Source organism: Oceanospirillum sediminis (assembly GCF_014164585.1).
In the GTDB taxonomy this organism is placed as follows: Bacteria; Pseudomonadota; Gammaproteobacteria; order Pseudomonadales; family Halomonadaceae; genus Oceanospirillum; species Oceanospirillum sediminis.
Window position 1 is genome coordinate 45,827 of record NZ_JACJFM010000008.1, and the last position, 21,086, is coordinate 66,912.

17 protein-coding genes are annotated in these 21,086 nt (G+C 49.6%); 1 reads left to right on the forward strand and 16 read right to left on the reverse strand.

The window, feature by feature from the left end; all coding sequences use genetic code 11:
* Nucleotides 1–85 precede the first annotated feature (85 nt).
* Nucleotides 86–1,015: a branched-chain amino acid transaminase gene (locus H4O21_RS08240; protein WP_182808381.1), complete on the forward strand. Its 930-nt coding sequence runs from the start codon at nucleotides 86–88 to the stop codon at nucleotides 1,013–1,015.
* An 80-nt stretch (nucleotides 1,016–1,095) separates the two neighbouring features.
* Here the strand turns inward: H4O21_RS08240 and H4O21_RS08245 are convergent, their stop codons facing one another.
* The 16 genes from H4O21_RS08245 to tssB all read right to left on the reverse strand — a co-directional run bounded on the left by H4O21_RS08245 (nucleotide 1,096) and on the right by tssB (nucleotide 21,079).
* On the reverse strand, nucleotides 1,096–1,620 hold the full coding sequence (locus H4O21_RS08245; protein WP_182808382.1) for a GNAT family N-acetyltransferase: 525 nt from the start codon (nucleotides 1,618–1,620) through the stop codon (nucleotides 1,096–1,098).
* A 73-nt stretch (nucleotides 1,621–1,693) separates the two neighbouring features.
* The gene (locus H4O21_RS08250; RefSeq protein WP_182808383.1) at nucleotides 1,694–2,515 is read right to left on the reverse strand and encodes a YbaY family lipoprotein; all 822 of its coding nucleotides are present in this window, start codon (nucleotides 2,513–2,515) and stop codon (nucleotides 1,694–1,696) included.
* Nucleotides 2,516–2,620: 105 nt separating this feature from the next.
* Nucleotides 2,621–3,388 carry a protein kinase domain-containing protein gene (locus H4O21_RS08255; RefSeq protein ID WP_182808384.1) on the reverse strand — a complete coding sequence of 256 codons (768 nt, stop codon included), beginning with the start codon at nucleotides 3,386–3,388 and terminating at the stop codon, nucleotides 2,621–2,623.
* Nucleotides 3,388–6,861 (reverse strand): type VI secretion system membrane subunit TssM, encoded by a 3,474-nt coding sequence (gene tssM / locus H4O21_RS08260; protein WP_182808385.1) that lies wholly within the window; start codon nucleotides 6,859–6,861, stop codon nucleotides 3,388–3,390. Before tssM ends, H4O21_RS08255 begins: the two co-directional genes overlap by 1 nt.
* Nucleotides 6,862–6,877: 16 nt before the next feature.
* Nucleotides 6,878–8,074, reverse strand: coding sequence for a type IVB secretion system protein IcmH/DotU (gene icmH / locus H4O21_RS08265; protein ID WP_182808386.1), 1,197 nt, complete (start codon nucleotides 8,072–8,074; stop codon nucleotides 6,878–6,880).
* Between the two features lie 5 nt (nucleotides 8,075–8,079).
* Nucleotides 8,080–9,405 (reverse strand): type VI secretion system baseplate subunit TssK, encoded by a 1,326-nt coding sequence (gene tssK, locus H4O21_RS08270; protein WP_182808387.1) that lies wholly within the window; start codon nucleotides 9,403–9,405, stop codon nucleotides 8,080–8,082.
* Nucleotides 9,406–9,414: 9 nt separating this feature from the next.
* On the reverse strand, nucleotides 9,415–9,912 hold the full coding sequence (gene tssJ / locus H4O21_RS08275) for a type VI secretion system lipoprotein TssJ (protein ID WP_182808388.1): 498 nt from the start codon (nucleotides 9,910–9,912) through the stop codon (nucleotides 9,415–9,417).
* Entirely contained in the window at nucleotides 9,909–10,880 is a 972-nt protein-coding gene (locus H4O21_RS08280) for a type VI secretion system-associated FHA domain protein (RefSeq protein ID WP_182808389.1), read from the reverse strand. The genes tssJ and H4O21_RS08280 overlap by 4 nt, the downstream gene beginning before the upstream one ends.
* A 2-nt stretch (nucleotides 10,881–10,882) precedes the next feature.
* Nucleotides 10,883–11,599, reverse strand: coding sequence for a substrate-binding periplasmic protein (locus H4O21_RS08285; RefSeq protein ID WP_182808390.1), 717 nt, complete (start codon nucleotides 11,597–11,599; stop codon nucleotides 10,883–10,885).
* A gap of 137 nt (nucleotides 11,600–11,736) precedes the next feature.
* Nucleotides 11,737–14,346: a type VI secretion system ATPase TssH gene (gene tssH, locus H4O21_RS08290; protein ID WP_182808391.1), complete on the reverse strand. Its 2,610-nt coding sequence runs from the start codon at nucleotides 14,344–14,346 to the stop codon at nucleotides 11,737–11,739.
* 11 nt (nucleotides 14,347–14,357) lie between these two features.
* Nucleotides 14,358–15,311: a type VI secretion system baseplate subunit TssG gene (locus H4O21_RS08295; RefSeq protein ID WP_182808392.1), complete on the reverse strand. Its 954-nt coding sequence runs from the start codon at nucleotides 15,309–15,311 to the stop codon at nucleotides 14,358–14,360.
* A complete protein-coding gene (gene tssF, locus H4O21_RS08300) occupies nucleotides 15,302–17,083 on the reverse strand; it encodes a type VI secretion system baseplate subunit TssF (RefSeq protein ID WP_182808393.1) in 1,782 nt (593 codons plus the stop codon). The genes H4O21_RS08295 and tssF overlap by 10 nt, the downstream gene beginning before the upstream one ends.
* On the reverse strand, nucleotides 17,076–17,504 hold the full coding sequence (gene tssE / locus H4O21_RS08305) for a type VI secretion system baseplate subunit TssE (protein ID WP_182808394.1): 429 nt from the start codon (nucleotides 17,502–17,504) through the stop codon (nucleotides 17,076–17,078). Before tssE ends, tssF begins: the two co-directional genes overlap by 8 nt.
* Before the next feature lie 25 nt (nucleotides 17,505–17,529).
* Nucleotides 17,530–18,963 carry a type VI secretion system contractile sheath domain-containing protein gene (locus H4O21_RS08310; RefSeq protein WP_182808395.1) on the reverse strand — a complete coding sequence of 478 codons (1,434 nt, stop codon included), beginning with the start codon at nucleotides 18,961–18,963 and terminating at the stop codon, nucleotides 17,530–17,532.
* A 134-nt stretch (nucleotides 18,964–19,097) separates the two neighbouring features.
* Nucleotides 19,098–20,579 carry a type VI secretion system contractile sheath large subunit gene (gene tssC / locus H4O21_RS08315; protein WP_182808396.1) on the reverse strand — a complete coding sequence of 494 codons (1,482 nt, stop codon included), beginning with the start codon at nucleotides 20,577–20,579 and terminating at the stop codon, nucleotides 19,098–19,100.
* Nucleotides 20,579–21,079 (reverse strand): type VI secretion system contractile sheath small subunit, encoded by a 501-nt coding sequence (gene tssB / locus H4O21_RS08320; protein ID WP_182808397.1) that lies wholly within the window; start codon nucleotides 21,077–21,079, stop codon nucleotides 20,579–20,581. Before tssB ends, tssC begins: the two co-directional genes overlap by 1 nt.
* Between the last annotated feature and the right edge of the window lie 7 nt (nucleotides 21,080–21,086).

Consider the following 21,086-nt stretch of genomic DNA (forward strand, 5'->3'; position numbering starts at 1 on the left):
ACTGACTTTCTAAGCCTCCCGAGTGTGCTAAAGTCAGTGCATTATTGTTAAAAATAAGACAGATCATTTTGTAAGGAATTACCCTATGTCAATGGCCGAACGCGAAGGTCTCATCTGGCTTGATGGCGAAATGGTGGACTGGAAAGATGCCAAAGTTCACGTACTGACCCACACCCTGCACTACGGTATGGGCTGTTTCGAAGGTGTGCGTGCCTACGCAACAGACAAAGGTGCTCAGATCTTCCGTCTGCAGGAACATACGGATCGTCTGTTCCGCTCTGCGCATATCCTGAATATGGAAATGCCATTCTCCAAAGAAGAGATCAACGAAGCTCAGCTGGCAGCCGTACGTGAGAATAACCTGGAGCATGCCTATCTGCGCCCTATGGTATTCTTCGGCTCTGAAGGCATGGGCCTGCGCGCGGACAACCTGAAAGTACATGTGATGGTTGCCGCATGGGAATGGCCATCTTACATGTCACCGGAAGCCAAAGAGCTGGGTATCAAGGTTCAGACCTCTTCTTACACCCGTCACCACGTAAACATCACCATGTGTAAGGCCAAGGCAAACGGCAACTACATGAACTCTATGCTGGCTCTGAGTGAAGCGCTGCGTAGTGGTTGTGAAGAAGCTCTGCTGCTGGATAACGAAGGTTATGTGGCGGAAGGTTCCGGTGAGAATATCTTTGTGATCCGTGAAGGCAAAATCTATACGCCTGAGCTGACTTCCTGTCTGGACGGTATCACTCGTCGTACAGTGATTGAACTGGCGAAAGAAGAGCTGGGCCTGGATGTCATCGAGAAACGTATCACTCGTGATGAAGTCTATGTTGCAGATGAAGCCTTCTTCACCGGTACTGCTGCTGAAGTACTGCCGATTCGTGAGCTGGACGGTCGTCAGATTGGTTCTGGTCGCCGTGGCCCGATCACTGAGAAGCTACAGACACTGTACTTTGATCAGGTAACAGGCAAGCGTGCAGAACACCCTGAGTGGCTGAGCCCGGTTAACGGCTAAGTTCGTTATTGAATGCAGATAGCTCTGTTATTCAGATGAAGCAGAAACAGGCCTTATGCCTGTTTCTGTTTTATAGCTTGCTAAAGCGGCACAGTATAAATATATAAATCCTGTAACGCTCCTCCGATTGTGTTATAACCGGAGATAGTTCCGGAGTGCTGGCCACCTGCACGAACCGCAACAGCAATACTTGCCTTATTTTTTTCAAGGCATCTTATTTCCAGATAACGAACAGCACGGTTCCGCTTTAAATGCTGAGCAATACCTGACACCGACTGAGTGATAATACCATTCCCCTGATAATCGGAATGCAACCAGTACCCTATCTCTGCCCTTTGCTTTTCGACATCGACAGACTTAATACCAAAAACACCAACATTCTCAGACAGAAACTTAATTCTGTACCAGGCTGCACCATCCAGGCCACTACACACTCTGCTCTGAATATACTTCCGGGTTGTTGCAATATCAGTTACAGAATCCACCCAGTACAAATACTGACTCAGAGACTCCCGGCTGCTATCAATTAAAAGAAAAATAGCTTCTGCATCCGATACAGCCAGAGGCTCCAGTGTAATATGTTCCGATATATTAATGTGCGTCATAATATCCACTATCCGGCATGACATACTTATCAGCCTTGCCCGTTATGTCCCTGTTGTCACTGTACGATATAAGTCAGTTCAGATATACCGCGCTGAAACTGGCCCGTATTCCTCTGGCAGTACTTTCCAGATACAGTGTATTGCCTCTGACTTTCCAGCTCACCTCACCCTGTAACAGGCCCAGATAAAGCGATTCATAGCGTAAATCCGGCAAGCAGGCTCTACGGGTTACCGCCATCCGTTCAAAATTCAATCGGTTCTTTTGCTGACGGAAATTCCCCGAAAACTGATTACAACCAGAATATCCCTGAGCCCGGTTGCCCTGTTTCAGAATCAGATGAGCTTCCCGCTGCCCCTCTTTTACACTGATTTTCTGTTCATTAATGCTATTCAGCTTCCAGTAGGTGTTCTGTAAGGATGCATCAGGAGTATGGTTAACCGGCGTCATAATCAACATCAGATCGCTATCATCGTCACCTGCCAGCACCTGATAACGGGTATCAGTAATAAACAGGAGTTTATTATCATGAAGAATACGGGCACTGACTGAATAACTATGCCCTTGAATCAGCTTATCTTCTGGAACACGGAAGTGAAACGGATAGGGTGGTGTGTCTGGCGTATTATCCACGATCCGATCAATAACCACAGCCGGAGCATCAGCCAGAGAAACATCCTGCAGGGTTATTTCAAGACGACTGGCAGCCGGTAACAGTAATCGCTCCAGATAGATTACCTGACCGGATACTTCCCGGAATACCGGCTCTTTGGCAGGCTGATTGCTGCAACCTGCCATCAACACAGATAATAACAATACAACGGGCAGCAAAGCCGGGCTGCGATAACAGGCTGATAGCATAATAATCTCTCCATAATTATTCTTCAGGAAAAGCATAAGCATACGCCAGGGAGAGATGAATAACTGTCACGCCCTGCTTCTGAACTATAGCGTTATGTATCAACAATGGGAGGTTTTGTCGGAGATGTTTTAGCGAAGCAATCAGCCCAGCTGATTAAGCTGGAGCATACAATGGTACAGAAACATTCGTTGCTCTTCAGACAGGGCCGGGCAATAACCATGCCGGGAATAATAGCGACTGACACACTCTGGTTGCTGCCAGTCAAATACAGGCAAAGGCTGCTGTTGCAGTAACTGATCCATAATCAGAAAACTGTACCAGTCTGCCAGAGAAGAGAGATGCCCTTCCCCCCGCTGCAAAGCAGGTGGAGAGTATGACGGGCTGAAGCTGCGCCAGGGCTGTTCTGAAATAAGCCTACCCGGCCTGTTAGCACTGCCCCAGTCAATGAGCGACAGTTGCTGAGACTCCCGACACCAGATCAGGTTAGCCGGTTTAATATCACTGTGAACCACACCCTGCTGATGGCAGTGTCTCAGTACAGTAAACAAGCCACTAATAATCACATGATAATCAGCACGGTTAATCTGATTCGACCGAATCAACTGATTCAGAGGCTGGCCGGGTACCTGGCCGGTTAATAGCCAGGTCCGGGGCTGATATGGGGACTTATGCCTATCTTCAGAGACAGCAATGACCTCAGGCAGGTAATCGCCGGTCAGGACGCTTAACCAGTGTATTTCATTCGCCAGTAGTTTTTGCTGAACGGATTCTTGCGCCAGCTTAAGATAGTGCCACTGCTGTGTTGCCTTGTGCCTGAGTCGCCAGACACAAGGGCTGACCGGACAGATCTCACCATAGCACTCCCATCGTTCAGATAAGAGAGCAGGCAAAGATTCTGTCAGCGACATCAGATCGTTCCGGGCAGCATGACCTGATCGAAGAACCCTTTAACAAAAGGATTATTATCGCCATCCACTCTCAGTAAGATCTTAGCCGATGCCTCGCCATGACGAGCGGTAAGCAAACTGATCGCTCGTTCCTGAGTCGGCTGACCATTTAAGGCCTGTGCCAGTCTGAACCAGCTCCAGATACCAGTATAGGTCTGCTGGAACTGACTGGCATCCAGACTCTTCAGACGGACACTCAGATCCCAGGCCTCACTGCCTGAAATGGGCCAGCGGATATTTTTCCATAATGACGGCCCGTTGCGATAACTGTAAATCACCCGATCACTGGCAATAGAAAACTCTGTCAGCTGAGGGGTCAGCTGCTGCGTCCTTACCGCAAACTGTAACCCGAAGGTATCGGCAATAAAGAAAGCAGACTGAATATCCGACACCGCATCCATAGATCGCCAGAAACCGGCACTCAGGCTCATAAAGCGTCCCGGTAAAAAGCTCTGTAACACCGGATGGCTGTTTTCCCGTGCACTGAAGTACACCAGATACTGATTGGCAAAGTCCGCCATCATGCCTTTGGGGGCAAAGAAATCCTCAAAAGCCTTCAGGCTGACATCCAGCACAGCCTGCTGACTGAACGGATAAAAGCTGGCGATCTGAGCATTGTAATAATCCAGTACATTACGTTGCCAGTCCCGGTTAATCAGTGCCCGGATATCCGTCATCGCCAGACCATTCACCTGATCTGACAACCCAGCCAGGATAGTGCGCAATAAGGGACTCTGATAGTTATCCGCCAGTGTCAGTGTCCGTTCCAGAGGGCTTATACTGGTCGCTTCAGCCAACTGGTTCAGGAAGTACTGACCTCTGGATACTTCGCCAGAAGCTTTTTTCAGCCACTCCTGAATCTGTATCAGCTGATTCAGTGCCAGATCCAGACGAGTCTGTCCGGTTTCATCCGCCTTAATCAGATTATGGTACGGCTCAAACGACTGACTGATCCCCTCTGCCACCCGACGGGCATTTTCCTGGCGCTCTGCTGCCAGACGGGCCTCCCTTTCAGCTTCTTCTGCTTCAGCCTGTTTTGCCACTTTGGCAACCTTACCTTTCAGCTTAATGCCTTTTTTCTTCTCCTCTTCTGCAGATTCAGCCGGAGCTATCTCTGCATCAGGATTGGTATGATAAGACACCAGTCGATAGAAGCGTTTTAACGGAGAAAAGACCGGATCACTCAGCAATGTCAGCTGCTGATGAGTACTGGCCCAGCTATCCGGGGACTGCCACTCAACCCCCGTCACCAGTCGCTGCCAGTAAGCGGTATAGTCGTCAATATAGCGCTGCTTCAGTTTACGGTTGATGCGGTTCAGTTCATTCTCATTGCTGATACGATCAATCACGCCCTCATAATCTTTTAAGGCTTCCTGTGCCAGCTGAAAGCCAGTACGCTGCATCAGCTCCCGGAAACCTTCATGGGTAAAGATATACGGGATCATGTAAGCCCCGGCGGCCTCATCAAACGCCAGTGTCTGACGGTAGTGCTGTCCAAGACGCTCGCGCATATCCAGACGTTCGCTGAACCCCGGTTGCTGCAGAATATGCTGATACAGCAGATCGCTGATATCTTCGGTGGACAGGCGATTTCTGACCAGTTCAACCAGCGGCTCATTATTCGCCGGAGGTACAACACCTGGTTTCAGAAGATCAGCAGCCAGCAGGCGGAAATGCTCCAGCGTATCAGGATCGCCCTGCCCTTCCTCCTGCATGAAGTGGATATAGTAATCCATTAAAGCATCGTTATTATCCCGATCAGGACTGAACAACAGTTGCTGAAGATTAAACAGCTCCAGAGTCTTAACCCTGTCTTCCAGCTTGTTGTAGACATACAGATCCTTCATCAGGTAATCCCGCAGCACAATCAGCAGAATCTCCTTCAGCTCGGTCTGATACGCGGCATATGCCGGATGACGGATACTCGGATCGGGTAGCCAGGACTGCACATACCAGGGAGGCTCTTCACTATAGATCAGACTGACATTACGTAGTTCACTGAGACTGAATATCGGTGAGGCCAGATCATCAGTATCCGGCGGATTCTCAGCCAGCTGGCGTTTGTAGCTTTCAGCCTGCGCCAGTGCCCGGTTATCCAGTTCATGGAAATAATCAAAGTTAGCTTTAAGCAACCATAAAAAGCATAGAAAAAGGGCAATCAGGCCACCGGTCCAGGTAAACTTCATCACCCGGTACAGGTTTTCTCTGGTGGTATTCACGCCCACCAGGAAGCGCTCACTAAGAATTTCCCGCCGCAGCAGTTGCTTAGCAAATAGCCCCCGGCTATGGGTCTGCGCCTCGCGACCACATACCCGACTCTGCTCCAGATCAGATGACAGATGCTGACTCAGAGGGTCAACCGGAATACTGTCCTTATGGGTGCTGGTAAAGAAGTATCCTCTGAAGTTAAGCGCCGCTTCTTCAAACTGATAATCCAGAAACAATACCGAGAAATATTGTCCAAGTTCTGACTTCAGAAGACCAAACTGGAAGGGAGCTGCCAGTACAGACGAGCGAAAATCTGAATTTAACTGCAACTTCAGCCCGGCACTGATCTGCTGAGTCATGGCAGACTGTAACTGGTCAAAAGACTGATCAAACCACTGAGCATCATAGCCCGGCTTATCCGGCACAGGCATCATGGCACCAAAAGGTTCTTCCTGACGATGTTCATCCAGCACCGCAAAGCTTTCACTGAAATCGGTCAGATCAGCCATGCGGGTCAACAGGCTATAAACCGGCAGATTCACTCCCAGCTGTTTGTTCAATGTCTGAAGTATCTGTTTCTGCTGACGAGCCAGAGCATCCAGCGCTGTTTGCTGTGTATTCAGCAGTGTTCTGACAGGCGTGGCCAGCAGCACACCATTTGCGGCCTGACGTGGCCTATGAGACTTCAGTTTGTTCAGTACCGTCTGTACACAGGCTTCGGTGCCTTCATCCTGCCAGTGATCCGGTAAACTGATCAGAACGGCAAATTCGCTGATCCAGAAGTGTACCGGCAGATCACCATCAGTCCGGTCATCCAGCATGACAGGTTCCATGCCCATCATTCGTAGCAGGTGATCATCATCAGCCATAGACTGGCTGTGCACAACAAAATACCAGGGCACCTGATATGGATCACTCTGTCGGGGCTTAAGCTGACGCCAGCAAGCATTAAACAGGGCGATCATACGTTTTTGCTGATAAGCCATCTGCTGTTTCTGTCTTAAGACGTCTTCAGATGGCTGATTACGTAACTGCCTTAAACGCAAAACCCGCCAGCCGAAGCTGATCAGTGCCGCCAGCAACAATGACAGACCAGCACTCAGCACAGGCAACCACAAGGGTTGCCACTGCCACCACTCAAACCATAGACTGCCCAGCCAGAAGACAACGGACAGTACCAGCATCAGGAGTACAAATGGCCAGTAAGCCAGTTTAATCTTTTCCATCTAACTTACCTGTGCATTAATTCAGAAACAGAAAGGCATCGCTGACGCCCAGAGCACGGGCTCTGCTGACCAATGAGCTACCATGCTGGCGACTGTCTGCGATAATTATGACCCGATAGCGATTCTTCCAGGCCCTCACTTCTGCGCCCAGAGAATCCAGCTTGTTGTCCTGAATAAACCGCTCTCCCTGACGCTGGTTGTTTACCGTGGCCAGCTGTACTGTCCACTCCCGCTCACCAACAGAGGCGGGGACATTTTCAGGCTCAGCTTTACGGACACTGATTGCAGGCTGGCGGCCATAGGTCTGTACCGCAAGATTCATCTCTTCGTCGGTACTGGTATAAGTCACTACGCGATCGTCATCCTGACTCAGATAAGACTGACTGAACTCTGACAAACCGATAAAATCTCTGGCTCTCTGCTCCAGGGTGGTCTGATACCAGTAGCTGGTCGCTCCCCAGGCCAGAGCGATAGCCACCAGAAACAGCAAGAGCTGACGGATAAAATGAGCAGGACGAGCAGGCAGATGCTTTTTCCGGGGCTGACTGACCTGGGTCTGACATTGAATACCTGCCGCCGGACGGGCCTGAAAGATCACCTTCTCCAGCTGATGGGTCAGCTGCTCAAGATCTTTGCGGCCACTTTGCCGATACTGACCCCGGAAACCAAGACGGATAAAGATATAGATCAGCTCAATCAGATCCAGTAACAGCTTAGGCTGTGACAACGCCTTTTCTGCCAGCCAGTAGAACTGTTCTCCCCCGTCACGGACACCAAACAGCTCACTGACAAACGTCTGGTTTTCCCAGCCACTGTTTTCAGCCCAGTCACTGTGCAGGATCATCTCATCCAGCACAATGCAGAACAAAAAACAGGTTTTATCGGCAACAGAAGGAGGATAATCATAGCGCCCGATACGTTGCTTAAGCTCTGTGATCTTACGGATAATTCCCTGTCGAAAACGATACAGATCATCAGGTTCAGACATATGATGAATACTGGCACATAAGCCCAGTAGCTCTGCACCGGCATTAATCAGATTATTGTCGTGATAACTGAACTCCTGCAGAAAGCTCTGATTCAGCAGCTCATATTTCAGCACCGCAGATCCGGCTAACGGAATATCCTGCCCAGGAGCATTCACTGCCTCCCCATGCTCAGAACCCGACTGATCAATGGCGACAGTCGCTTCGTCAAGGTAATCCATATTCATGATGACTATCCCAGCGCGTACAGTTTCAGATCCAGATCAGGTAAGCGACCATCGACATGCAATGCCAGAGGCTCCCGCTTTTCAACCATCGCCGCCCAGTACGGGTGACGGGTATCAATCTCGATATAACAGACATCCGGCTGAGGTTTAAGCTCTCCGGGCGACACAGGTAAAGCGTTCAGAGGAACAGCAGACAAACCGTTACGCACCACATCAGCAATCTGACTCAGACCACATAGTTTGCAGGCTGAAGGAAACAGCTGCGCCAGGCTGGCCGTACCGATTGATGACTGCACACACAACACAAAACGCTGATCACGCATACTGTGCAGTTCCGGAATCATCAAGCGCAGTAAACGGCGCTTCTCAAACAGTCCGGTATCCCAGTCATACTCTTTCACACTGTCGTTCTGTACCAGAGAAAGCTGTTCACGCAGACGGTTAAATAACGGATTAAATGCCGCCTGCATATTATGACTCTGTAGCACAGGACCGGGAGCTGCCATCGCGGGTTCAAAACTGGCCAGCTCAGCCGACATCACGTTCAGCTGCTGATAAATCTCCCAGGTGCTGGTCTGAGGTGTTTCCAGGGTGTTGTGAATCCAGGGAATCCAGCGATTCAGTGTCTGCAGCCATAGATATTCTCGCATCAGAGTCTGTTCACTCTTGCGATCCATACCGTTATTAATACGCTGCATCACCATTCTTGCCCGGTTTTCTGTCAGTACCTGCAACTCCTTCATACGCTCTGTCAGCAAAGAAGAGGCCTGATACTGCACCGCTGCCGGAATAAAGCTATGGTCCAGCAGAACAGCACCACTATCGTGACATTCCAGTACTCTGGCCACCGGCATCGTACATAGTCCGGTCGTATCTTCTCCCGCCATAATCAGACGAGCATTAATCTGAGCAACCGGTGTATCTACCGCATTATTTCCTGCCTGACTGGCATCAAACAAAGAGATATTTTCCTGGAAATAACGCAGATTTTCCGCCTGTTCACCGAACTCCACTTCACCATCAATTGCCAGCGGAACCGCCAGCAGAATATCAGTTTCCAGTGTGGCAGCAGGCACTTCAAGAATCAGTTCTCTGTCATTTTCAAAGTAGGTGCTGTCCGGGAAAATCCCTTTACAACTGGTAATAGCAAATTTCCCTATTTTCAGACGCTCCCGATCTATTTGCAGTTCACTGAAGCCGTACAACTGATTGCCACGAGCCGCAGCAATATAGCGCTCTAAATAGTGGTAATAATGCCGGTCCTGTTGCTGAAAATGCTGGGGAGCGATAAACATACCTTCGCTCCAGACCACTTTGCGATGTCGTCTCACTGCCTTCCCCTAAAAAATCTGCCACCAGGCTTTATCTTCGTATTGTTCGATGCTGATGCTCAGACCGTTCAGACTGACCCGGATGATCTGATCTTCCTGGTCGGACTGATCAGGCAGAAGAGTCATCACGGCTTTGCTCTCAGCGTCAGTGTAATTAGCAAACTCAGCAAACACACCGAGATAACGGCTGCCAGGCTGAAGATCCAGCTCCACTTTATGTTCCCCTTGCGCCAGTGGCTGCAGATTCAGAACATCAATCAGAGCATTACCCAGGGTATCCCGGTCTTTATTATATAAATCAAGGAAACTGGCATTTTTAAACTGCCCGGTCTCACTTAACTGATAGATTCTGATCACCACGGGATGGGCTGATCCCGTACCATAAGGATTCACATTATCGGCAATCTCAACCGAGACACTGACCGGGTAAGGCAGTGGCTGTTCCGGTTGAGATGAACAACCGGATAATAAAACCATCAGTAATGTCAGAAGGCTGAACAACCTCATTGACCTTTTCCTCGTAACTCTTCAATAAACAATGCCGCAAACTGTCGGTGATACTCTTTGCGCTGCAGTTTCTGGCTGAACTGCTTGCGATACAAACGCCAGAACTTTTTATCTTTATTTCCCCAACCAGAAATGTAATCCCGGAACATCTCTTCCTGGCTGGCAGGGTCCAGCTCTTCAAGAAAACGGCTCAACGCTCTCTCGATACAATCCATCAGGCGATCGTGACTATATTGCTCGCTCTGCATCTGACGTTGCTTATCAATCAACTGATTCAGCTGAGTCAGGCTGTCCCTGATCAGCTGCTGATCAGCCTGCTGACCGGCTCCGGGTTCCAGTGCATGATCCAGCGCACCAGTGTCCAGAGTCAGGCTGCGGTTTGGCGATACATCTGAATTCGAAGCAGTACCAGCCATATCCATTTCATAATGATCATCGAAGGGATCGTATCCGGCATGATCATCAGACAGCACCTTATCGTGAGAGAAAGCTCGCAGAGGCTCTCCATCTGTAAGCAACGAATCATTATCGTCATAGCGATTGTCCCATTGCTGCTCCTCTTTCTTCAGATCATCCATCGAGAAAACCGGTGCCGCACTCACGACTTCCGGCTCATCATCCCAGGGATCTGCTGAAGCAGAAAACAGAGATTGCATGTCGCTGATTAGCAACACATAACCGCCCATACGCAACAGATCGCCATCATTCACTGCCTGACGCTGCCCATTGCCTAAACGACGATTATTCACAAACAGGCCATTGGTACTGCGGTCTGTTACATAATACTGTCCTTTGTCATCCCGGCTGATTTCAGCGTGAACACGAGACAACTGACGCTGAAAGTCAGGCAGCTGAATATTACAATCGTAGGAGCGACCTATAGTGCCACCGGCATCAGACAGACTGAGCTGACGACTGCCAACCTGCTCATTTTCGGGAGTTTCAACTAACTGTATGCTGATCGACATAATTAACCCTGCTTACAGCGTCTTAAGGCCTGATTAAAGCGATCCAGAAATCCCGGATTCTCCTTCAGGAAGTTTTTGGAAAAATGCACGTTCAGATCCTGGGTTCTGATAGGCACTCTACGAAAATAGTCCGTAGGTATACCCGACTGCTTCATATAATGCTCAAACACCAGTTCATACTCCAGCGCCACATCGATATCCCCTTGCCAGAGCATCTTCAGCAGAGCTTCAGCATCCCTGGGTTTCTTAATGACATTGTATCCATTCTTCTTAAGAAACAACCACTTACTGGTATTAAACTTAGCGCCAAAACGGGCCTTGTATTTTGATGATTCATCGTTGGCATTCAGATTCACCCCAGGATTAAAATACCAGGACAGATCTTCTGAGATCACGGCTTCTGACATCGTGGCATAACGGGCGCGGGCTGAATTTTTTGACCCGGCAAAAAAGCCATCCATTTTTCCGGTCTCAACCAGCAACTGAGCTTTATCCCAACGCATCATATTCAGCTCATAAGGCTGCTGCATACGACGGAACGTGCACTGCACGCGCTCCAGAGCAATACCGCCCATCACACCATCATCCAGAGTCTGGTACGGAGGCCATAACTGAGTAGCCAATCTGACCCGGTCCAGGCCATAAGAGGGCATACCTGCCAACAGCAGGTAACCAGAAAGTAAACCGGTCAGCCAGAGTTTAGATTTTTCTATGATCATGGTGGTCACAAGGTTCCGGGTTGTCGTATCTTCTGTTCAGTATGAATGCCTTGTTCAATCATCCGGCCTGTTATTCTGCAAACCGGATGATTGTCACAGCGAAAGCACCTGTTTCAAGACAAGGCTCAAATCCACATCTACTGAATATCCAGGGCTATTTCACCATTAGCCACGCTAATATGCACACGGCTGATCGGCTCACCTTCACTCAGACGGGCGATACACTCTTCCGCCAATTTTGGCATCAGGGTGCGATTGATAATCTGCTCAACCGCACGGCCACCTGTGGTTGGATCGGTATTACGGCCGACAATAAACTCAACCAGAGCATCATCCCACTCAAAACTGGCATGATACTGCTCATCCAGTTTCTTGCGAATCCGGTTCAGGCTGATCTGTGTAATCTGGCCCAGCTCATCATTGTTCAAAGGATAATAAGGGATCACAGTGGCACGACCGAGGAAGGCCGGTTTAAAGAAGTTCTGCAGTTCCGGGCGAATACGCTCGACCAGATCATTGTTCTCAGGGCGCTCTTCACTCTCTTCACACACATCACAGATCGCCTGATCCGCCGCATTGGAGGTCATGATAATAATGGTGTTACGGAAGTCCACCGTGCGACCTTCACTGTCTTTGATATGCCCCTTATCAAAAATCTGATAGAAGAGATCATGGATACCCGGATGGGCTTTTTCCATCTCATCCAGCAGCAGTACCGAGTAAGGGTTACGACGAATCGCTTCGGTCAGCACACCGCCTTCTCCAAAACCGACATAACCTGCCGGAGAACCCAGCAGCATGGAGATTTTGTGTTCCTCCTTAAACTCCGTCATATTGATCACAGTCAGGTTATCACCGCCACCAAATACCTGATCGGCCAGCGCCATAGCCGTTTCGGTTTTACCGACACCACTGGGGCCGCACATCAGGAACACGCCCACCGGCTTACGGCTATCGGTCAGACCGGCACGGGAGATACGGATACTCTTACACAGCTCACTGATGGCCGTTTTCTGGCCAATCACCCGCTTGTGCAGGCTGTCTTCCAGCGTCAGCAGTTTAGTAATTTCATCTTTGATCATGCTACCCGCAGGAATGCCGGTCCAACTGGAAATCACGCTGGCGATGGTCTGCTGATCCACCAGCGCGTGAACCAGAGGCTCATCCCCCTGCACCTGCTGTAACTGATCCAACAGCGCCAGTAGCTGAGATTGTTTCGCCGGGTCGATACTGTTGTCTGAATGCTCCTGCTGCAGCGTAGCTTTCAGTTCACGAATCTGCTCAACCAGCTGCTGCTCCTGCTCCCAACGATCAGAGCAATCTTCCAGCTCGGTCGTCAATTCATTGATTTTCTCCTGCAGCGCACTGATCACATCAGCGCCTTCCGTGAACAGCGCCTGCTCCGCTTCCATCGCCGCCAGTTCGCTTTCGATATAGTGAATGCGCTGCTCCAGCTGTTCGATCTGTTCAGGTTTCGCTCCCTGGGTCAGGGCAATACGGGCACAGGCGGTATCCATCAGACTGATCGCTTTATCCGGCAGCTGACGGGATGGCAGGTAACGAATCGATAGGTTCACCGCCGCTTCAATGGCTTCATCTTTAATAAAGACGCCATGATGTTCACTCAGGGACTCCGATACCCCCCGCAGCATCTGGATCGCATCTTCTGCAGTGGGTTCTTCCACTTTGACCACCTGGAAACGGCGGGTCAGTGCAGGGTCTTTTTCGAAATACTTTTTGTACTCTGCCCAGGTGGTCGCAGCGATAGAGCGGAACTCACCACGGGCCAGCGCTGGTTTCAACAGATTCGCCGCATCGTTCTGACCGGCGGCACCACCGGCACCAATCAGGGTGTGAGCCTCATCGATAAAGACGATAATCGGTACCGGTGAGTTTTTTACTTCGTTGATGACATCTTTCAGGCGATTTTCAAACTCACCTTTAATACTGGCACCCGCCTGTAGCAGGCCCAGATCCAGGGAATGAATTTCCACTCCCTGAATGCTAGCGGGTACATTGCCTTCAGCAATACGCAACGCCAGGCCTTCAACTACCGCCGTTTTACCGACACCGGGTTCACCCACCAGAATCGGGTTGTTCTGACGCTTACGGCCCAGAATATCAATCGCTTTACGCACCTCGGCATTACGGCCGGAAATCGGATCGATACGACCTTCTCTGGCCTGTGCAGTCAGATTAACCGTGTACTTATCCAGTGCACCGCCTTCAACCGGGCCTGCCGCCACAGGTGCACCTTCGGCACCACCGCCAGATGCCGGAGCCTGAGTTTTCAATACACTGATCTGAGCTTGCAGCGCCTCAACGGACAACTGAGCAAAGGACTTCAGTGTCACCGGCTTAACGCCAAAACGATCCGGCTGATTCAGCGCCAGTACCAGATGCAGGCTGGACACCTGATAGTGACCAAAATTCACTGAAGCCAGCATCCAGGCCGATTCAATCAGTTCACTTAACTGACTGCTGATGGTTGGCTGGCCTTCACTGCCTTTTGGCAAACGCTCAATCAGCTGATTCAATTCTTGCTGCAAGCCGGACACATCAATTTTCTGCTGATCCAGCAGCTGCATAAAGGCGGCATCATTCATAGCCAGAATCTGTAGCAGCCAGTGCTCTACTTCAATAGCAGGCACGTTCTGATTCATAGCTGCACCGGCAGCCTGCTCCAGAGCCAGTTTCAGATTGGTGTCCAGTTTTCCTACCAGATTGCTTAGCTTTACCTGTGGCATGATCAGAATCCTTATTGAAGGAGAATTTTTTTATATTGTTCAGGATGACGCTCAGGGGCCAGACAATTGCCTTCCCCCAGGCGTATCGACTGACGTTGATCCGAAGATAGACGCGGCTGATTAATGAATTCACGCCGGACATAAAGATACAGGCGAAGATCAGTGTGTTCTCTCAGATAAATATGAGCCAGATCCCTTAACCGGGAAGCAAAATGATCATCACACTGTAACTGCAGATACTCCTGCTGATTTCTGGGCTCTACCCGTATCTCAATCCGTTGCCAGCATAAGGTTGCCGTGCGTCCCAGCACAGCGCCCTGACCCAGTTTCTGATTCTGCCCCAGCTGTTGTCCCAATCGGGTCGCTGATCCGGCAGGCAGACGATAAATACTTTGCGGTGCAGCTTCGACATGAATCAGCAACTCAAAATACCCGGTCAGTAAACGACGTAACCCTGTCAGACTACGCACCTTCATCCCCAGATGCAGGGTGTAAGGCAGATAACTCTGTTCGGAACGGGTTGCCAACGTATCCGTATCAGACAGACAGGCCAGGATTCTGCGCTGAGCCAGACGTGTCAGGCTGTCACTCTGACTTTCCTGCTCTTCCCGTAACTGCAGATGGCCTTTCTCGATTGCCTGATGCAATAACTGGAAATAGCGATGGTTAAAGATATTCAGAAATTCATCCAGCGCACGGTCTTCATCGTGCAGGCTGGATAGTAATTCTTCATGAAAATAAGAGGGCAGAACGCCCTTAACACCCGACAAGGCTTCCAGCCCCAGCCGGTAACGGGACACAGAACCTGCCTGCTCAACGGCAGTGATCTCTCTGGCATAACCCGCTGGCACAGGCTCCGCCCAGAAGAAAATATTCTGACTAAGCTTCATCCCTCTTAACAGGCGAACGACCTGAATAAAATCAAATGTCTGCGGAGACTGCGCCAGTTGGGCCTTCAGAAGCATAACTGACTGCCATGTACTGCCGGGAAATTATACTGATTAGCATCATTACCAAACTGACTAATATTCACCTGGATAAAACGATCAAAACTGCAGAACTGCTGAAAAAAGCTGTTCAGCACCTGACTTAGCACCGCAAAGCTGCCATCCAATGCATCAGTATCCACCGTGACCCTAACCCGGGTGCCACTGGCAAAGGTGTTCTGACCACAGATATTCATGGTACTAACTTCCTGCTGATAACTGACCTCTCTGATCGCTTCAGCGGCCTGACATAACTGGCTCTGACTGCATAATGTCAGCACATCTTTCAGAGCTGCCACAGGATCATGGGTTTGCAACAAAGAGGCAAAGTTATTATTCAACAGAGCAATAAAGCGCCAGTACAGACTGTTATCCAGTGAAGGATAACGGGGCGATGACGGCGTCGAAACCACTTTCATCTCACCCGGAAGATCGATCGCTTCCAGATTCTCGACCTCCGTCCCTTCTGCAATCAGGCAAGGGCTACGGCCATTGCAGCACATCAGATCCATCGCCAGTACCACACTGTCCTGATCAGGCAGGTAATAAGGGCTACTCAGAGACAACTCCATATGACGCTGGCTGTTTTCATCCCAGCGCTGCCGCCCCTGCCATTGCAATGGATTTTTACTGGCCTGATAACGGGCTTCGTATAAAGGTACGACACGGCGCTCACTGTCCGGTAACACTTCACGGATTTCCTGAATGCTGACCACTTCGATTTCATTGTTATCGCCCAGATCGGCAACCACAGGCATCGTCAGCTGACTAAAGTCATAATTCAGTGGCTCACCCTGCTGTCGGAACAGGTTCAGTGCTGGCACAGTATTCAGACTGAATACGCGGGTATCAAACAGACGCAGAAACTCAGCGGGCAGGTGTCTGACATACAAACGCAGGACCAGAGTATTATGGGCCAGATACTTCAGCGCCTGCCCAAAATGACTCAGGCGGAAATAAGCCGCTTTATCAGGGTAGATAAAATAATCTCTTAGCAGATCATAACCGGTGAACTGTTGCAGATAGGCTGGTAAAAACTGGAATTCAGGATCAGCAATCCGGCTTTTAAGCTGATCCGTATCCAGTATCCGGTAATCCTGACCAGACGTATCACCCACAGAAATGTACTGCACTTCTTTCAGTAGCAGCTCCATCAGGCTGTTGGCATTACGCTCAAAACCACGCACATAAAAATCCAGGTGTTCAATATCCAGCTGATTAAACAGAGCTTCCGGATCACAAGCGCTCAGCTCAATTTCAATCACTCCTTCAGCATTTTTCACACCAGGCGGAGGTTCATGATTAAAAGGCGCGATTTCAGCCCTGACATCCTGAATTCTGAACGGATAGATCACCAGATCATCACAGGTCGTGAACAGTGCCTGCTGTGTCTCTGTCAAAGGCAGAGATAACTGACTGCCCTTGGGCAGGATCACGGTTTCACTCAGCTGCTCAGGATCTTCTTCCAGTTGTACAGGACAATAACTGGGAGCAAGCTGACAATAGCCCGGATATAACAGATTCAGCAGATCCTGCAGAATATCGGGTAGCTGTTCATCCAGTCTTAACTCTGTACGGGCTGTCAGCAGAGCCATGCCATCCAGCAGTCGAGTGATACTGGGATCTTCAACACTGTTCTTATTCAGTTGCAGCTGCTCAGCCTGCTCCGGGAAGCGCTGAGCAAATCCGGATAATGCTTTGCGGATATACGCCAGTTCACGCTCGTAGTAGCGCATCAGTTGATCAGACAATATCCTGTCCCTCTATTTCTGTATCCTGGTCTGCCAGGCTGATGTTGCTATCAAATTCCACAATACGAGTGCCCTGGCGAGTATTCAGTTGTGCAGTCAGGGAAAAGTTAATGCGATTGTGCGTTTCATCCCGCTCAAAGACCTCAACAGAGACCTCTGTCAATCGAGGCTCAAACGCCTGCACCAGTTTACGAACGTAACGGGTAAATTCATCCTGATTCATCTGGCTACTGATGGACTGGATACTTTCCAGTCCATAACAGTAATTCGATTGCCGGACCTGTTTAAAACGATGGGAAACCGGTGTCAGTGGTGCTTCAGAGCTGAACAGAGCAGATAACTGATACTCGACGGAACGCACCAGTTCATCCGCATGATCCATACTCTGCTCTTTGTTCAGAAATGCATTCCAGAAAGACATCTGATTTCCTTGTTTTGCTCTTGCATCAGCTGGCTGACAGCAGATCAGTTGAAAGCAGCATCTCACCGCAAAAATGATCGAACTGGTACTGAGGTTTAATCAGTACCTCACAACTGAAACGACCACTTTCACCCGGTAACTCTTTCACTGTCACCCGACCTTTACTCAACGGATATTTTGCCAGTACGTTCTCATCGGCATCAGCCACATTACTGCAATACTTATCCAGCCAGCGACTCAGATGGAGTTCACACTCTGAGGCAGTCTGGTAACTGCCCAGCATCTCTCTGATCTGCACTTTCAGGTAATGAGCAATCCGGCAACTCATCAATGTCGTCTGTATCTGGCAACTGACCTTATCCAGATCAGAATCACCGGCATACCAGACCGAATTATTACCAGCAAAAAAGTACTTATTGGTTAACGGACTATGAGACAGAGGAATAAACCCCTGACCAGAATAGAAGCTGGCCAGGTGACCAAACAGGCGGATAAAACTCTGCGGATGCTGATAAACCGAACGGTATACTCCGGATTCAGGCAAATTAATCAGAGCCCCCTGATAGCGATCCTGCCAGCGGGATTTAATAAAACCAAACCAGCTGATACGGTTAAACTCCCGCATCACTGTGCTGGCAAAGGCAAACGCCGCACTGCCCCAAAGCCCGGTATTTCGGCTCACCGCCGGACGTAAATCACCCGAGAAACCTTCATCCATCTCGTTAAAAATAAAGCGCACCGGATGATTCTGATAGGGCTTACGTAACTGAATATCCGGCATAGCCAGCCCCAGAAAGCGTGTCGACTTTACCTGGCGCAGGCGCTGCCAGCCCTGATAATCCGGCCCCTGTAAAATTTTTTCTATTCGATGAGTATCCGATAACCAGTCCGCGCTGTTCTCACCAAAAAAGCTATCGGATACCGACAGAATAAAAGGACATAAAACGGCTTCACCCAACTGCCCTAATAATTCCAGTGTATAGAGATCATCGTAATCATCATCAAAATCCATCTCCATATGAACCGCATGATCGACAACAATGATATTGTAAGGCTCTCCCCCGAGCGTATTCAGTTCACGATTACCTATCGTGTTATACAACACTGAACTTCGGGTGGTATTAGCGGTATTCAGATCATATGACACTTCCTGCCAGCTGATATTCATCATACGGATACGAATGCGCTGAAAACTGACAGGCAGGCAGGACAGCTCATGCAGATTACGCCACCGCGCTTCCAGTGCCTGAAAATCATCATGATGCATAATATGAGATAACTGACGGGACAACGCCTGATCCAGCTGAGCAATCATGCGCACCAGAAAACGCTTAAGCTGTTGTGGATCTGTCAGAATATCAGGGTTCAGCTGTCCGATCAGTTCAAGTGCCTGAACCAGATAATCGCTATCGGCAGCATCCAGTTCATTAAATTGCTGTTGCCAGTCCTGATCAAACATCGTTGGAGCGTCCTGAGAAAATAGCCAGGCTGGCGCCCACTGAACACAGCGGACGCCTCACCTTAACCCGAGTAACACACACTGAATCAGAGTCGTCAGCTTCGGGTCTGAGTCATTGATGACGGGCCTGAAGATTAACCCGGAATCTTAGTTACCATACGTACCGACGTTGTCAGCTCTTCCAGCTGCAACCATGGACGCAGGTGTGCAACAGCTGAGTAAGCTCCGGGGCGCCCTGGCTGCTCTACCACTTCGATACGGGATTCACACAGAGGCGTTTTTGAACGCTCGGCATTCCCCATCGCACCCGAGTTGGTATACATATCAATCCAGGACTGGAGTTCACGCTGAATATCCGGCGCTTCCAGATTAGAACCCAGCTTGTCACGGCCCATCACTTTCAGATAGTGTGCAATACGGCTACTGGCCATGATATAGGGCAGACGGGCAGAGATTGCAGCGTTACCAGTGGCATCCGGATCAGTATAGGTTTTAGGACGCTGGGTCGTCTGACCACCGATAAATACGCCATAGTTGGTATTTTTGTAGTGTACCAATGGCAGGAAACCCAGATCACTCAGCTCTTTTTCACGCTCATCGGTCAGGTTTACTTCCACCGGACACTGCTGCTGAATATCACCGGCATCGGACAGATAAGTCAGGTTAGGCAGGTTCTCAACCTTACCGCCATTATCCAGACCGCGAATTGCAGTACACCAGCCAAAAGCTGTGAATGCCTGAGTCATTTTCAGTCCCAGCTCGTAAGCTGCATTGGACCATACCAGCTGGCTGTTATCTTTCGGACGAGGATTACCATCAGCATCCGTCGCCAGCTCTTCATAATTGAAGGCATTAGTGCCCAGGCCTTTCTCACCATATGGCAGACGAGCCAGAGTCTGTGGTAGTGTCAGAGTAACATAACGGGCATCATCGCTGTCACGGAATGCGTTCCAGGCCGCATAGGTCGGTGAATCAAAACCTGCAGCAACCGGTTTGCCCTCGTTAAAGGTTTCGAAAGAATTAAATTCGAACATTTCCGGGTTAGAGGCTGCAATAAAAGGCGCATGACTGGCAGCTGCCGTCTCACCCATATAACGCAGCAGAGCAACATCTTCATCTTTATGGGAGAAGGTGTAATCGCCCAGTAGTAAACCATAAGGCTCACCACCCGCTGTACCAAATTCTTTCTGATACAAAGCATCGAACAAAGGGCTGCGGTCAATGGCCGGAGCATCTTCAAACTGATCCAGCAGTTCCTCTTTCTGGAAATCAACCAGTTTGATTTTCAGGCTCGGTCCCAGCTCGCTTTCTTTAACCAGCTTGTTCAGACCACGCCAGGAACCTTCCAGACGCTGAAAATCATCCTGTTGCATGATTTCAGACAGCTGGCGTGACATCTGTTTGTCAATTTCTGCAATAGCGTTCTCAATGGTCTTAGTGACATTTTTGTCCCAGACTACTGTGCCGTCCAGAGCCTGTTCTGCCAGTACAGAGAACAGTTCTTTTGTTGTATCGGCCGGAGTTTGTGTCGTCGCGGCAATCGCCCGGTCCAGTAAACTCAGAGAACCTTCTTCGGTTGCAGCCTGAGCGCCATTCGCTAACTCTTCACCACTCATTATGCTTCTCCCTTATCAATACCCAGCTCTGAAGACAGTGCATTAATCGTATCAGCACTTTGCAGCACTTCTTTCAGCAGCTTTTCCAGGTCACGGGAGCGATCTGCTTTTGCCAACAGTGTCTTCAACTGCGAGCGAGTATCAGCCAGTTTCTGTAGCGCATCAACCTGGCCGACAATAGCATCCGGCTCGAAATCCTTCATGGAGTTGAACTTAAGTGCAGCCTCAAACTGACTGTCATCATCAGACAGAGTATTGTCTACTTTCATTCTCAGCTCTGGACCCACACGCTTCATTACCGTGTCAAAGTTATCTTTGTCTACCTGATAGAAAGTACGGTCTTCCAGATCTTCTCTGTCCTCTTTGTGGGCAGAAAAGTCGCCAATCACTCCCACAACAAATGGAAGCTCTTTTGTTTCAACAGCCCCGTTAGTTTCAACATCATAAGTAATGCTGACACGGTTTTTGCTGACCCGTTTGTGTTGTGAATTCAAGGCCACGTTCAAT